Genomic DNA, 15,052 nt, shown 5'->3' with positions numbered 1-15,052 from the left:
GGGAGCGTTCTCTCCATGGGCTTCCGGCGCGGGGGCCTCAGGTCGCCCCGGCCGTCCTCCCGGCCTCGGAAGCCGGCCGTCCTGATCGCCGGGCCTGGAGGCCCGCTCCTTCACGCCTCCCAGGCGGAGCGGCGCAGCAGGCGTGCGCCGTTGAGCGCGACCAGCACGGTGGATCCCTCGTGTCCGGCCACCGCCAGCGCCAGCGGCAGCGTGGCGACCAGGTCCCACGTGACCAGGACCGTGATCACGGTGGCGGCGACGGCGAGGTTGGCGATCACGTACCGGCGGGCCCTGCGGGACAGTCGCACCAGGTTGGCCACCGAGCCGAGCTCGTCCCGCACGATGATCACGTCGGCGGTGTCCAGGGCCAGGTCCGAGCCCCGGCGGCCCATGGCCGCCCCCGTGGAGGCGGACGCCAGGGCGGGGGCGTCGTTGATGCCGTCGCCGACCAGCAGGACCCTCTCGCCTCGGGCCTCCAGGCCGGTGACGAGGGCGACCTTGTCCTGTGGCAGCAGAGAGGCGTGTACCGTGCCGATGCCGGTGCGCTCGGCCACCGTGGCCGCGGCGGCCGGGTTGTCGCCGGTCAGCAGTACCGCGGGAGCTCCGATGAGGTCGGCTGCGGCACGGACCGCCGCGGGGGCGTCCGGACGCAGCCGGTCCGTCAGCGTGATCGTTCCGATCAGCGACTCGTCGCGTCGCACCTGTACCAGGGTGCCGGTGGTGGAGGAGTCGGCGGCGCCCCGCTCGACGGTCACGGTGCTCCCGTCCACACGGCCGACGACCCCGAGTCCGGGCAGGGCCCGAAAGCCGGTGACCTCCTGCAGGGGCAGGTCGCGTTCGGCGGCGGCGCGCACGATCGCCCGGCCCAAGGGGTGTTCGCTGTAGTGCTCGACCGCCGCGGCCAGGGCCAGGACCGTGTCGGCGCCGTGGCCGGTCACGGGACCGATGTCCGTGACCTCGGGGGCGCCCTCGGTGAGGGTGCCGGTCTTGTCGAAGGCGATCACAGTGGTGCGGCCGATGCCCTCCATGACGGTCGCGGACTTGACCAGGACGCCGTGGCGGCCGGCGTTGGCGATGGAGGCCAGCAGCGGCGGCATGGTGGAGAGCACCACCGCGCAGGGGGAGGCGACGATCATGAACACGATCGCGCGCAGCAGCGCGTCCTCGAAGGCGTGGCCGAAGAACAGCATCGGCACGGCCAGTACCAGGAGGGTGGCGACGACCACGCCGAAGGAGTAGGTCTGTTCGACCTTCTCGATGAACAGCTGGGTCCTGGCCTTGGTCTCGGAGGCTTCCTCGACCAGGGTGACGATGCGCGCGATCACGGATGCGGAGGCGGGCCGGGTGACCTGCACGGTGAGGGTGCCGGTGCCGTTGACGGTGCCCGAGAGGACCTCGTCGCCCACCCCGCGGACCACGGGCACGGACTCGCCGGTGATGGCCTGCTGGTCGACCTCGCTGGTTCCCTCGACCACGGTCCCGTCGCCGCCGATGCGTTCCCCGGGGCGGACCAGGATGCGCTCCCCGGGTTCCAGGTCGCGGCTGGCGACCGTGGTCGTGGTGCCGTCCCCGTGCAGGAGGGTGGCCTGTTCGGGGGCCAGGTTCAGCAGGGAGTCGACCGAGTCCGCGGTGCGCTGGGTGACGACGACCTCCAGTGCGCCGGAGGTCGCGAAGATGACGATGAGCAGGGCCCCGTCGAAGACCTGCCCGATCGAGGCCGCGGCGATGGCGGCGACGATCATCAGGAGGTCGACGTCCAGGGTCTTCTCGCGCAGGGCGCGCAGCCCGGCCAGGGCGGGTTCCCAGCCGCCGGTGGCGTAGCAGGCCAGGTAGAGGCTCCACCACAGCGGCGCCGGGGCGCCGCTCAGCTGGAGCCCCCAACCCAGGAGGAACAGGGCCAGCGCGGCCAGGGCCCAGCGCACCTCGGGCAGCTTCAGTCCGGTGGCGAGGACCGAAGGGGGCCGGGGCAGGACCCGGTCCTGGACGACGGCCGGAGCCCGGGGCGGTGTCATGCCTGTTCCTGGGCGGTGTCGCCGGTGTCTGCGGCGGGGCAGGAGGCGGCCGTGCCCCGGTGCGGGCGCGCATCGACTCCGGCACGGTGGTGGGCGGGGGTTTCGTCCAGGGCGTGCTCGGCCTGGAAGACCGCCTGGGCGACCAGTTCTCGGGCGTGCTCGTCCTGGAGGCGGTAGAAGACCCGGGTGCCCTCCTGGCGGGTGGCCACGATCCGGCCCCAGCGCAGTTTGGCCAGGTGTTGGGAGACGGTGGTCGGCGACTTGCCGACGGCTTCGGCGAGCTCGCCGACCGAGTGCTCGGTCTCGCGCAGGGCCAGGATGATCCTGATTCTGGTGGGGTCGGCGAGGAGTCTGAACACCTCCGCCGCGAGATCCACGTAGGGGCTGTCCGGCCCGAAGCTGCAAACCTTCTTACCTTCACTCATGCGAATATAATAAGGTTCGAGTGCTTCGAGGGCAAAGCGGGGTGCGAGGCGGCGGGGGGCAGTGCGGCGCCGACGCGCTCGGGCGCGGGGGCGCCTCGGCCCGCTCCCGGACGGGGTGGCCTCGAAGGCGGGGGCCGGGCCGTCCCACGGGTCGTCACCGACGCCGTGGAACGGCCCGGCCCCGGTCGACGGGGCCGCCTCTCGCGGGGATCTCCGGCATGGACGACGTCACCGGGGTGCTTCGCAGCGATGCGGCCCGGCCTTCGCTCCGGCAGGAGACCCTGGCTCAGAACGCGTCGGGGTAGAGGCGGTGGGCGATCGTCTCCACCGCCTCGATGTTTCCGAGGGTGCCGGGGTGCAGATCGCTGGAGGGAACGGCGATGAGGAGGTCGTTCTCCACGGCGGGAAGGTCGGGGAAGGTGCTGCGAAGGTAGTCGAGCGACCGCTCCTCGTTCCCGGGCCCGCTCACTCCGAACACGATGGCGTCGGGGGCCCGGCTGATGATCTCCTCGGGGTTGATCTCGGCGGCGAAGAAGTCCGCGAACTCGGGGGAGTCGGGATCGAAGACGTTGTCCCCGCCGGCCGTGGCGATGATGTCCGCCTCGACGCCGGCGCCGATCGCCGACAGCGAGTTGCCCTCGATGAAGACCTGGGCGACGGTGGGGCGCGGCGAGCCGCTGATCGCGGATTCGACGGCGGCCAGCCGCTCCTCCGACTCCTGGGTGAGCTCCTCCGCGGCGTCGGGAACACGCAGGATCTCACCGAGGTTGGCGATGTCCGTCAACAGGTCGGTGACCTCTGCGGTGTTGCGGCGCTCCGCGCATCCCCCGGTCGCGACATAGGCCTCGGCGCCGTTCTGGTTCAGCTGGTCGATTCCGGCGAAGCCCTGTTCGGCGGTGAACTCGTACTCCGTGGGGGAGACGACGAGATCGGGTTCGACGGCGAGCAGGTCCTCACGTGCCGGCGGCGCGTCGGTGCTGATCTCAGGGACGTCGGCCGCGTGTTCGGCGATGTCGTCCGACAACGGTGAGACGGCGGTCTGGGCCTGGCCGACCAGGGAGTCCTGGACGCCGAGCCGGATGAGCAGTTCGGTCTGGGAGGGCATCATCCCGACGATGCTGGTGGGCGTGGCCCCGAAGGAGAGTTCGCGTCCGCAGTTGGTGATCACCACCGCTTCCCCCGCATCCGCGGTCTCCTCCGGGCTGACGACCCCCGTGCCGCAGGCGGTCAGCAGCAAGGGCGCCACGAGAGCGGTGCACGCGACCGCGAGGTTCGGGAGACGGCCGCGGAACACCGACGGGGTCTCGGCTGAGGGATGTGTCATGGGGCTTCGGTCTCTTCCTGGGTTCGGGAGAACTGGTGGGTCGTGGGGCGGCCGTTCGGACTCTCCGGACTGCGGGAGTCGAAGAGGAAATGGCGCCGTCCGGAAAGGGGGTGGGCGACCGAGGTCGAGTCCACACCGAAGACCGAGCGGATCAGGTCGGTGTGGAGGACTTCCTCCGGAGCCCCGAGAGAGAGCAGGCGTCCCTGGTGGAGAACGCCGACGGTGTCGCATGAGCGCGCCGCGAGGTTCAGGTCGTGCAGAGCGACCAGGACGGTGCGGTCGGTGGACCTGATCAGATCGAGGAGTTCGATCTGGTGGGCGATGTCGAGGTGGTTCGTCGGTTCGTCGAGGACCAGGACCGGGGTGTCCTGGGCGAGCGCGCGGGCGAACAGGACCCGTTGCCGCTCACCCCCGGACAGCGCGGAGAACGAGCGGTCCGCCAGGTGCGCGGCTCCCACGCGTTCCAGGGCCTGTTGCGCTGTGGCGATGTCCTGGTCGGAGTCGCGACCGTATCCGCGTCCGTGCGGGATCCGCCCGAGCAGGACCATGTCGAGCACGGGCATCTCGAACTCCTCGCTGTGCTCCTGGGCCATCACCGCCACGCGACGGGCCAGGTCCGTGCGTTTGAGGGCGGTGATGTCGGTGCCGTCCAGGCTCACACGTCCGGACGAGGGAGCGGCCAGGCCGGAGGCCACCCGGAGCAGTGTGGACTTGCCGCTCCCGTTGGGACCGAGCAGTCCCAGCACGGAGCCCGAGGGCACCTGGATGCTCACGTCGCTCACGACCGGCCGTCCACCGCGGTGGGCGGCCAGGTGCTCGATGTCCACCCTCATCGGTCCACCCCCACGCTTCCCGCGCGGTCCCGCCGCAACAGCCACAGGAAGAAGGGCGCTCCGATCAGTGCGGTGAGCACGCCCAGCGGGATCTCCGACGGGGCTGCGAGGGTACGGGCCAACAGGTCGCAGGTCGCGAGGAACGCCGCGCCTCCCAGAAGGGCGACCGGGAGCATCTTCCGGTGGTCGGCGCCGACGAGGATGCGTGAGATATGGGGGATGACCAGGCCGACGAAGCCGATGCCGCCGCAGACCGCGACCACGGACCCGGTCAGCAGGGCCGCGGCGACAAGGACCCCGCTGCGCATCCGGTTGACGTTGACGCCCAGTGACGCGGCCGCGTCGTCTCCGATGAGCAGGGCGTTGAGGGCGCGCGCCCGGAACGCCGCGTAGAGTCCCACGGCGATCAGGGCCGCCACCGGCAGGGCGAGGTGTGCCATCGTGGCGGCGGAGACCGAGCCCAGCAGGAAGAACATGATGCTGAAGACGTTCTGGGCGTCGGTGGCAATGGTCAGGTAGCTGGTCACGGCGCTGAACAGGGAGCCGAGGGCGACCCCCGCGAGGATGAGGCGCTGTGGTGCGATGCGCCCGTTCTTGTGGGCGAGGAGGTAGACGGCCGCCGTGGCCATCAGGGCTCCCACGAACGCCGCGGTTCCCATCCCCAGGGAGCTGACACCGACGCCCAGCACGATGAACGACACCGCGCCGACGCCCGCGCCGGCGGAGACGCCCAGGATGTAGGGCTCGGCCAGGGAGTTGTGCACCACGGCCTGCATCAGCGCACCGGCCAGGGCGAGTGCGGCCCCGGCGGTCGCGGCCAGGAGCGCGCGGGGGAGCCGGAACTGCCAGATGGCGTTGTCCTGCAATGTGCTCAGTGATCCGTCGGACATCCAGGGCATGCCGGGCACGAGGTGGCCGATGACGATACGCAGGGCGTCCGTCGGGGAGACGGGGATCGTCCCGACGGTCGTCGACAGCAGGAGGACCGCCACCAGGACGAGAACGAGGGTCGGCACGAGTAGGCGAACGGCGAGGGCGCCGCGTCGTCGGCGGCCGGCTGCTCGCGTGGTTCCGGGGGGACCCTGCGGGCCGTCGGGCGCGTCACCCTCTGGCCGCGCCCTGCACAGCAGGAGGTGAAGGGGGGTCGGCGCGCGTCCCCCCGTGGTTGTTCTTGCCATCAGCGGTGGTTGCTCTTTCAGGTGGTCTGTGGCCAGGTCGTGCGTGACCCGGTCGGGGCGGCGAAGCTGAGGACGGTCGCCCCGGGAAGGTGGGGGCTGGCGAGGTGGTTGCTGCCGTGACCGGTGCGCGGCACGCGCTACACGGTGGCGTCGCCGCCTGCGCGCCGCACCGCTCGGACGACCGCCGCGGTGTCGGCGGTGTTCACCCGGGAATCCTCAGCGGGCACGCCGCCGAGAACGCGAGGGGGAGTGCAGGCGGGAGTGGGGGCCATGGCGCGTTCCAGGGGGAGAGCCGGCGCAGGTGCTCGATGCCCCCAGGGGTGTCCGGGCCACCGAACCCACCGAGCCGTCGTCGCCCCGGAAGGCCGGCGCGGAGCTCCTCCGACCGCGCGGAAGCAGCGTGAGAACCCCGGCGTGTCCGGCCGGGACCGCGTCGCCGAGCTCACTCGCGGCCCCGCCGCCGACGGCGTACGTGCGTACCGCACGGCAGTCGGTCACAAGGAGCTTCTGGGGGTTCATGGGGCAAAGCTATTGTAAGTGAAAATCATTTTCAAGTACGGTGTGTGGCGTTCGCCCCCACGGACACGCGTCGGTACGGAGCACCAGCGCGCGATCCGGCTGTAAAAGGGGTCTCGTCGTGAACGACCGGATCGTCACCGAGATCGAGGAGTCCGCGTAGCCGGCACATCAAACGCATCGGGCCGGACGTGGTCGGTTTCCACGAGCGCTTCCCCCGGCGGGTCCACCGAGGACCTGCGGCGGTCCCACCGCGCCGCCGCCGGCCTGTGCGGTTCGGGCGTTCTGACCGGGCGGTGGCGCCGCCGCCCGGTGCCAGGGTTCGCCGCCGCACACAACCGCCGGATCGTCCACGCCCCGGCGATGCTTCCCGGCGGACACGTCCTCGACAAGGAGCCCGACGCATGATGATCGTCCCCCAGCTGTGGCGGGAGGCAGCTCGATTCCCCGCGGCTCTGGCCTGGAGCGTCGGACTGCTGGTGCTCGTCTTCCTCACCCATCTCGGCCAGGCCGGGGCGATCGCCTGGTCGATGTCGGCGGTGCTGGACGGACGCCCCCGGGACGTGCTCGTGGCGGTCGCGCTCATCGTCGGTATCGCGCTGCTGAGACTGGCGCTCTCCCTGGCACAGACCTCTGCCGCGACGCTGCTGGGAGGCCGGGTCCGACAAGCGGTGCGCGGCCGCGCCATGGCGGCGGCGCTCGTACCCCGACGCCTGCACGACACGGCCGCCCGCGACGGGTCGATGCGTTCGGGCCTCGGCGACGGCGTCGACGGCACCGACGCCTACGTCTCCAAGTACATCCCCGCCGTCATGCACATCTTCCCCACCTGCGCGATCACCGTGTTCGGGCTGTTCCTGCTCTCACCGGGAGCCGGGCTGCTGGTCGCCGCCGCCGTCGTGTTCGCGCTGCTGGGTCCCCTGGCCTGGAAGCGGATGATGGCCCGGCGCGGGCTCGATCACTGGGACAGTTACGACGCGCTCAGCGCCGACCTGCTCGAATCACTCCGCGGCATGGCCACCCTGCGTACCCTGGGCGATGTGTCGGGAACCCGGGAACGGCTGGACGGCCGTTCGGAGGCACTGCGCCGCGCCACCGAACGCGTCATGCGCGGTTCCCTGGCCGAAACGGCCGTCACCGACCTCGCCGTCCAGGCAGGGGTGGTCGCCGCCGCGATCGCCGCCACCGCGCACGCGGTCACAGGACAGGCCCCGGCCGTCGAGGTCTACCTGGTCCTCCTCCTGGCCTCGGAGGCCTTCCGGCCCATCCGCGACCTCTCACGGCACTGGCACGCCGGGTTCCTCGGACTCACCGCGGTCCCCGCCCTGGACCGCATCGGGGCGTTCACCGAACCGCGCGGCACCGCTCCGGATTCCGCGACGCCCGCTCCCGGGGGACGGGCCCACGCCGACCGTACGGCGGACCTGCTGAGCGTGAGGGGGTTGACCTTCCGCTACCCCGACGCCCACCGGGACGTCCTCGAGGACTTCGACCTGACCGCCCGGAGGGGGACCCTCACCGCCGTCGTCGGAGCCTCCGGGGCGGGAAAGTCCACCTTCTTCGACCTCCTCCTCGGCTTCCTCGTCCCACGTGCGGGGCACGTCGAACTCGACGGGCGGCCTCTGCGCACCTCCGATATCGCCGTGGTCTCCCAACGGCCCGTGCTCTTCGCCGGGACCATCCGCGACAACCTCGCCGTCACCGGCGACCCCGAAGAGGCGGAACTGTTCGCCGCCTGCGAGGCCGCCGGGATCCTGGACGAGATCCGGGGTTTTCCACTCGGCTTCTCCACCGAGGTCGCCGAAGCCGGCACGAACCTGTCAGGCGGTCAACGCCAGAGACTTGCCCTCGCCCGTGCGCTGCTCGCGCGCCGGCCGGTCCTTCTCGTGGACGAACCCACGAGCGCGTTGGACGCCGATCGGGCCGCCGGTGTCATCGACACGCTGCACCGCGTCGCCCGCGACCGCGTCGTCGTGATGATCAGCCACCGTCCCGAATCCCTCACCGGGGTCTCTCACGTACTGCACCTCGGCCCGGTGCACCTGGACAGGAACCCGTCATGACCCCCCTCTCCGCGGCCGACACCTTCCGCGGGCTGCTTCCCGTCCTGCGACCGGAATGGCGCGGAATGCTGTGGAGCTATGCCGTCGGTACCGCGAGCGCGCTGACCCTGGCCGGCGCCACGATCCTCACCGCCTGGGTCGTCGGCCACGCCGTCGTGGAGCGAACAGCGCCAGAACCCGCGTGGTGGGCCGTGATCATCGGGCTCGTGCTGCTGCGCGTCGTCCTGACATGGCGGGAAATGGACGTCTCGCATGCTCTGGCCTACCGTGTTCTGGCCCGGCTGCGCATGGCGCTGTTCGACGCGTACGCGCGCAGCGTCCCCGGCCGGCGCCGCGAGCACTCGGGCCGCGCCGCCACCGTGGCGATGGACGACATCGAGAAGCTCGAGTTCTTCTACGCCCACACGATCGCCCAGCTCGGTGCCTCCCTCACGCTGTTCACCGCTTCCCTGACCACCGCTTCGATCCTGTTGCCGGAGGCCGGGCTCGTCGTCTTCACGGCCAGCCTCGTCCTGGCGAGCAGCGCGCTGTACTGGGCGCGAACGGCCAGACGCCTGGGGGAACAGGAGCAGCGGGAACGATCCGACCTGTCCACACGGATCGTCGACGCCCTGGGCGCACTGCGCGAGGTGCTCGCCTACGGCCTGTCCCCGCAGGTCGTCGCCGAGACGAGCGCGGCCACCGCGCGCGCCACCGCCATCGCGCGCCGCCGCGAACTGCTCGAGCAACTGGTCACCTCGCTGCGCGAGTCCATCACCACCGCAGTGGTCATCGGCGTCATCGTCGTGGGAAGCGCCGCCGCCGGCGTGCTCTCGGACACCGCACAGGCACGACTCTCCCCGGCCGAGCTGCCCGCCCTGATCGCCCTGGCCCTGGTCGGCGTCGCGGCGGTCACGGACGCCACAGCCACCTTCACACGGCTGCACCCCCTCGTCGCCGACGCCGAGCGCGTGACATCCGGGATCAACCGGCCCCCGGTCGTCGCGGTGTCCGACAACCCGCGGCAACTGCCGCCCGGACCGCTCGGTCTGCGCTTTCGCGACGTGTGCTTCGCCTACGAGGACCGGCCGCCCGTTCTCACCTCCTGGTCCCTGGAAGTGGCCCCCGGGGCACACGTGGGGCTGAAGGGGCCCTCCGGCTCGGGCAAGAGCACCGTGATCGCTCTCGCGGCCCGTCTCTGGGATCCTTCGTCCGGCATCGTGGAACTCGTCACGACCCAAGGCGCGGGAGTGTCCGTCGCGGACGTCGACGACCGCGCTCTACGCGAGTCGGTCGCCCTGGTCGACCAGGATTCCGTGCTCTTCCACGGCACCGTCCGGGACAACCTGCTGCGCGGCGGCGCCCCGCGGCCGGACAGTGAGTTGAACACGATGATGGAACGCGTCGGCGCGGCCGACTGGATCGGTCTCGACGACGATCTCGGCGAAGCCGGCGTACGCCTCTCGGGGGGCCAGCGAGCACGCCTGTGCCTCGCCCGTGCACTCGTACGGCGGCCGCGGGTCCTCCTCGTCGACGAGGTGACGGCCAGCCTCGACCCCGCCACCGAGCGAGTGATCTCGGACATCATCGCCGACTTCCCCGGTACGGTCCTCGTCGCTTCCCACCGTGCCGAGACCCTCGCGCGTCTCGAACACGTCGTGGACGTCGCCGGCACCGCTCCTGCCGGGGCGGGGGACGCGGCTCCGGAGGCCCGGACGCGGTCAGCGCACACCTGACACCGGGCTCGTCGGGTCCGTCGGCACCAGGACCTGTTCACCGGCGCCCGGGGCCGCCCGCTCCGACGCGGGAGCTCCCGACAGCCGGTCCCCGAGGCGAGGGGGTCCGATGGCGCCGGGCGCCGGCGACCTCCGGCGCAGGAGGGCCCGCTGCGCCCGGAAGGGGGCGGTACGGCACCCCGTCCGGGAAGTGCGGCGACGGAGCCGGCTGCGAGACGAGCACGGCCGGGCAACGCTCCCCCCGCCGGGCGGGTCGCGGTCCCGCGACCGGGAGGACCGGCATCCACCGAACGGTGGATGCCGGGGGTCGGCCGGATGCGCGGGGGATCGGGGCCGGACGGGCGATCCGCTCCGGGGCCCGGGCGGACAGGCTTGTGGGCATGGCGATCGTCGAGGTCACAGAGCTCAGCAAGAGGTACGGCAAGCAGGTGGTCCTGGACCGGGTCTCCTTCTCCGTGGAGGAGGGGGAGGTCTTCGGGATACTCGGGCCCAACGGTGCGGGCAAGACCACCGCCGTCGAGTGCGTGGAGGGCCTGCGGCGCCCCGACTCCGGGACCGTGCGGGTGCTCGGGCTGGACCCCGTGGGGCAGGGGGCGGAGCTCCGGGAGCACATCGGTGTCCAGCTCCAGCACACGCAGCTGCCCGAGAACATCAAGGTGTGGGAGGCGCTGGACCTGTACGCCTCCTTCTACGACAGGCCGCGCGACTGGCGTGAGCTGTTGGAGAGGTGGGGGCTCGCGGACAAGCGCGACGCCCGGTTCGCGAAGCTGTCCGGCGGGCAGAAGCAGCGCCTGTTCATCGCCCTGGCCCTGGTCGGGGATCCCAGGGTCGCGTTCCTGGACGAGCTCACCACCGGGCTCGACCCCCAGGCCCGCCGGGCCACCTGGGAACTGGTCAAGCGGGTGCGCGCCGAGGGCGTGACCGTGATCCTGGTCAGCCACTTCATGGACGAGGTCGAGGAGCTGTGCGACAGGGTCGCGGTCTTCGACCGGGGCGGGGTCGTGGCCCTCGACAGCCCCGAGGGTCTGATCGACGGCGTCGACGCCGAGTACCGGATGAGCTTCCGGTTCATGGACGGGGAGGCCCCCGAGCCGGGCGGACTGTTGGGGAACCTCCCCGGGGTGGCCTCGGTGTCCCGTACCGGCGACCTGGTCGTCGTGGCCGGGCGGGGGGACTTCGCGACCGAGGTCACCGCGTCCCTGGCCCGGGAGCACGTGCTCGTCCGCGACCTGCGCATCGACAAGCGCACCCTGGACGACGCCTTCATCGCCCTGACCGGCCGCTCCCTCCAGACCTAGCCTCCCCCTCCGGGCCCGAGCGGCCCGGCCCCCGAGAACGGAAGAACCGTCGTGAAGACGCTTGCCAAGCTCACCGCCGTCGAGACCAAGCTGCTCGTCCGCGAACCCGGAGCGGTGTTCGCCCTGGCCATCCCCCTCTTCATCCTCGTGGCCTTCGGCAGCGGGATCACGGAGGGCGACACCGTCCTGCTGCCGATGGCGGTGACGCTGGCGATCGGCATGGTCGGCCTCTACCTGCTCCCCACCACCCTGGCCTCCTACCGGGAGAGGGGCATCCTGCGCAGGCTCTCGGTGACCCCGGTCCGCCCCGGCAACCTGCTGGCCGTCCAGCTCCTGCTCCAGCTGGCCCTCACCGTGTTCGCGGTCTCCCTGCTGCTCGTCGCGGGCATCGGCCTCCTCGGGGCCCACGCGCCCGGGGCCGCGGGGTTCCTGGCGGCCTTCCTGGCCGGCACGGCCGCGATGTTCTCCGTCGGGCTGCTCATCGCCGCGCTCGCCCCCAACGGGCGGTCGGCCAACGGCTTCGGCGTGCTGCTGTTCTTCCCTCTGGCCTACCTGGGCGGACTCATGCAGCCCGTCGAGCACATGCCCGATATCCTGGCGCTCGCCGGGGGGTACACCCCGATGGGCGCCCTGCGGCAGAGCCTCGACGACGCCTGGAGCGGCGGCGTCCCCGCGCCGCTGCCCCTGGTCACCATGGCCGCGTACGCCGTGGTCCTGGGCCTGGCCGCGGCCAGGTCCTTCCGCTGGGAGTGAGTATGGAGACGGTGTCCGAGCGCGACCTCGGCCTGCGGGAGGAGCGGCTGCGCCGCCTCCTGGCCTCTGTGCCCTACGCCCTCCTGGCGGCCTCCACCCTCCTGGCCCTGGTCACCCACGACCTCTCCCGGGCGCGGCTCCTGGAGACGCTCGGCCTCGCAGCGCTCACGGCGGCCCTGTTGTGGGCGATGACGGCGCTGAACCCCGGCCCGGCCTCCCGCCCGGGACTGACGGCCGCCTGCGTCGCCGTCCTGGTCGTGATGATCGCGGTCCTCAGCGCCCGCAGTGTCTGGTTCGCGGGCTTCTTCGGCTTCACCGGCTACGTGTACTCGTGGCAGTTCCTCCGGGGCCGGTGGAGGCTGGCGGGGGTGGCCGCCACCGCCGCCGTCACGGTCGCCGCCTACATGGGCGGGTTGCCCGACCCCACGCTCCCGTCCGTCCTCCTGTACCTGTTCTTCATCGCCGCCGTGGTCGTCCTCGTCGCGGCGTTCAGCCTGCTCGGCGAGGTCACCACGGAGCACAGCGACGAGCGCGGGCGGATGGTGGAGCGGCTGCGGGAGACCATCCGGGAGAACGAGGGCCTCCACGCCCAGCTGCTGGTGCAGGCACGCGAGGCCGGGGCGCACGACGAGCGCGAGCGCATGGCCAGGGAGATCCACGACACCCTGGCCCAGGGGTTCGTCGGCATCATCGCGCAGCTCCAGGCGGCCGAACGGGCCGAGGCCTGGGGAGGGGGCGGGAGCACGCCGGAGGGCGGCGGGACCGCCGGGGGTTCCGCCGGCGGGGCGGAGGGGGACCGTGCCGAGTGGCGGCTCCGGGTCGCCAACGCCGTCCGCCTGGCCCGCGAGAACCTGGCGGAGGCGCGCAGGTCCGTGCACGCCCTGGGACCGGTGCCCCTGGAGGACACACCGCTGCCCGAGGCCCTGGCCGACCTCACGGCCGAGTGGTCCCGACTGAACGGCGTGCGCGCCGACTTCACCGCGACCGGACCGGTCCGTCCCCTGCACGGGGAGGTCGAGGCCGTCCTGCTCCGCACCTTCCAGGAATCGCTGGCCAACGTGGCCAGGCACGCCCGGGCCGCCCGGGTCGGCGTGACCCTGTCGTACATGGAGGACCAGGTCGTCCTGGACGTGCGCGACGACGGTGCGGGCTTCGAGCCGCTCCTGGCCCCGAAGGCCGGCGGCCGGGGTCCGGACGGCGGGTTCGGCCTGACGTCGATGCGGCAGCGGGTGGGCCGCCTGGCGGGGACACTGGAGATCGAGTCCGAGCCCGGTTCCGGGACGGCGGTCTCCGCCTCCGTCCCGGCCGTTCCGAGGGAGGCCCCCGGTGCGTGAGGCCCCCGTCCGCGTCCTGATCGCCGACGACCACCCCGTCGTCCGGGACGGCATCCGCGGCATGTTCGCCCGCGACCCGGGGTTCGAGGTCGTGGGGGAGGCCGCCGACGGCGCCCGTGCCGTCGAGCTCGCGCGGTCCCTGGAACCCGACGTGGTCCTCATGGACCTGCGCATGCCGGGGACGGGCGGTGTGCACGCCATCCGCGAGCTGGTCCGGTTGGGGCTCCCGGCCCGGGTCCTGGTCCTGACCACCTACGCGACCGACAGCGACGTGGGTCCCGCCATCGAGGCCGGGGCCACCGGATACCTCCTCAAGGACGCCCTGCCCGAGGAGCTGATGCGCGCCGTCCGCCTGGCCGCGCGCGGCGAGACCGTGCTCTCCCCGCTGGTGGCGACCCGGTTGGTCGGCCGCGTCCGCGAGCCCGCCGCGGCACTGAGCGACCGGGAGCTGGAGATCCTGCGGCTCATCGCCGACGGCTCCACCAACAGGGAGGCGGCGGCCCGCCTGTTCATCAGCGAGGCCACGGTCAAGACCCACGTCCTGCACATCTACGGCAAGCTCGGCGTCAACGACCGGGCCGCCGCCGTCGCGGCGGGTTTCCGGCGGGGTCTGCTGGACCTGGGCGAGGGGTAACCCCGGTCTCCCGGCGGCCCCTGTGCGGTCCGGGCCCCTGCCCCGGGTGGGGCGCCGGCGCCGACCGGGGGCGGCCCGGCGGTGAACCGGCCCGGCGGTGTACCCGGTCCGGGCACACCGCCGGGCGTGCGGGGCTGCCGGTCGGCGAACCCTCGGGGGGCGCGGGAGGACAAGCCGTGCACGGTCGGTGAACCCCGGGGCGCTCGCGGAAGGACAGGTCGTGTCCGTTCGGTGAACAGATGTGCGCGCGCCTGCGCGGCGGCATGATCCGCGCCGATTCGGACTGGTGGCCGGGTCCGTAAGCGTTCGTCCTCAATGCACTCCCACCCCGGGCCGCAGATGCCTGCAAAAGCACCCATCTCCGCTGTGCACAAGGCGTAAAGCTCCGATTTCCGTTTGCCGCCAGGGCATCTCCGGCAATGATCAGGGCGCACGCGGACATCACCGGCGACGCCGTGTCCTCCCCGTCCCCGAAAGCCCCGCAGCATTCGAGAGGCCGCACATGCTCCCTGCCATGACCCGAGTCGAACGCGAGGAGTTCCTCGCCGGAGTCCACGTGGGCGTCCTCGGAGTCGACGACCCCCGTGCGGGCGGCGCCCCGCTGGTCGTGCCGGTCTGGTACTCCTACGCCCCCGGCGGCGACGTGGTCGTGCAGACCGGCCGCGACTCCCTCAAGGCGCGCCTCATCGGCGCCGCGGGCAGGTTCAGCCTGTGCGCGCAACAGGAGGAGCCCCCCTACCGCTACGTCAGCGTGGAGGGGCCGGTCGTGGACGTCGCCGACCCCGCCGACCCGGACGAGCGCCGCGCCATCGCGGTCCGCTACCTGGGCGCGCGGGAGGCCGGCGACTACCTGGCAGCGACTTCCGGCCAACTCGACGACGACGTCACCTTCCGCATGCGCCCCGAGCGCTGGCGGACGGCGGACTTCTCCGCGTTCGCCGCGTCGGTGTTCACCTGACGCCAGCAC

12 protein-coding genes are annotated in these 15,052 nt (G+C 72.3%); 7 read left to right on the top strand and 5 right to left on the bottom strand.

The window, feature by feature from the left end; translation table 11 throughout:
* Positions 1-110 precede the first annotated feature (110 nt).
* The 5 genes from ACQPYD_RS20895 to ACQPYD_RS20875 all read right to left on the bottom strand — a co-directional run bounded on the left by ACQPYD_RS20895 (position 111) and on the right by ACQPYD_RS20875 (position 5,610).
* Positions 111-2,012, bottom strand: coding sequence for a heavy metal translocating P-type ATPase (locus ACQPYD_RS20895; RefSeq protein WP_433697285.1), 1,902 nt, complete (start codon positions 2,010-2,012; stop codon positions 111-113).
* Complete coding sequence (locus tag ACQPYD_RS20890; protein ID WP_267945191.1) at positions 2,009-2,437, bottom strand: ArsR/SmtB family transcription factor; 429 nt, start codon at positions 2,435-2,437, stop codon at positions 2,009-2,011. Before ACQPYD_RS20890 ends, ACQPYD_RS20895 begins: the two co-directional genes overlap by 4 nt.
* Positions 2,438-2,723: 286 nt before the next feature.
* Entirely contained in the window at positions 2,724-3,761 is a 1,038-nt protein-coding gene (locus tag ACQPYD_RS20885; protein ID WP_433697284.1) for an ABC transporter substrate-binding protein, read from the bottom strand.
* A complete protein-coding gene (locus tag ACQPYD_RS20880) occupies positions 3,758-4,594 on the bottom strand; it encodes an ABC transporter ATP-binding protein (RefSeq protein WP_433697283.1) in 837 nt (278 codons plus the stop codon). The genes ACQPYD_RS20885 and ACQPYD_RS20880 overlap by 4 nt, the downstream gene beginning before the upstream one ends.
* Positions 4,591-5,610, bottom strand: a complete 1,020-nt coding sequence (locus tag ACQPYD_RS20875) for a FecCD family ABC transporter permease (protein ID WP_433697282.1) — start codon at positions 5,608-5,610, stop codon at positions 4,591-4,593. Before ACQPYD_RS20875 ends, ACQPYD_RS20880 begins: the two co-directional genes overlap by 4 nt.
* A 1,082-nt stretch (positions 5,611-6,692) precedes the next feature.
* Between ACQPYD_RS20875 and ACQPYD_RS20870 the strand changes: the two genes are divergently transcribed.
* From ACQPYD_RS20870 to ACQPYD_RS20840, 7 genes are all read left to right on the top strand, one after another.
* Positions 6,693-8,351, top strand: a complete 1,659-nt coding sequence (locus tag ACQPYD_RS20870; RefSeq protein WP_433697281.1) for an ATP-binding cassette domain-containing protein — start codon at positions 6,693-6,695, stop codon at positions 8,349-8,351.
* On the top strand, positions 8,348-10,066 hold the full coding sequence (locus tag ACQPYD_RS20865; protein ID WP_433697280.1) for an ABC transporter ATP-binding protein: 1,719 nt from the start codon (positions 8,348-8,350) through the stop codon (positions 10,064-10,066). The genes ACQPYD_RS20870 and ACQPYD_RS20865 overlap by 4 nt, the downstream gene beginning before the upstream one ends.
* A gap of 380 nt (positions 10,067-10,446) precedes the next feature.
* Positions 10,447-11,364, top strand: coding sequence for an ABC transporter ATP-binding protein (locus tag ACQPYD_RS20860; protein ID WP_433697279.1), 918 nt, complete (start codon positions 10,447-10,449; stop codon positions 11,362-11,364).
* A 51-nt stretch (positions 11,365-11,415) separates the two neighbouring features.
* Complete coding sequence (locus ACQPYD_RS20855; RefSeq protein WP_267945182.1) at positions 11,416-12,117, top strand: ABC transporter permease; 702 nt, start codon at positions 11,416-11,418, stop codon at positions 12,115-12,117.
* Positions 12,118-12,119: 2 nt separating this feature from the next.
* A complete protein-coding gene (locus ACQPYD_RS20850) occupies positions 12,120-13,451 on the top strand; it encodes a sensor histidine kinase (protein ID WP_433697278.1) in 1,332 nt (443 codons plus the stop codon).
* A complete protein-coding gene (locus ACQPYD_RS20845) occupies positions 13,444-14,085 on the top strand; it encodes a response regulator (protein ID WP_433697277.1) in 642 nt (213 codons plus the stop codon). The genes ACQPYD_RS20850 and ACQPYD_RS20845 overlap by 8 nt, the downstream gene beginning before the upstream one ends.
* A gap of 514 nt (positions 14,086-14,599) precedes the next feature.
* The gene (locus tag ACQPYD_RS20840) at positions 14,600-15,043 is read left to right on the top strand and encodes a pyridoxamine 5'-phosphate oxidase family protein (RefSeq protein WP_433697276.1); all 444 of its coding nucleotides are present in this window, start codon (positions 14,600-14,602) and stop codon (positions 15,041-15,043) included.
* The last annotated feature ends 9 nt before the right edge of the window (positions 15,044-15,052 follow it).

The organism is Nocardiopsis sp. CA-288880 (genome assembly GCF_050955985.1).
GTDB lineage: Bacteria > Actinomycetota > Actinomycetes > Streptosporangiales > Streptosporangiaceae > Nocardiopsis > Nocardiopsis tropica.
The sequence above is the reverse complement of the archived record's forward strand: the minus strand, read 5'-3'. Positions and strand labels throughout refer to the sequence as shown.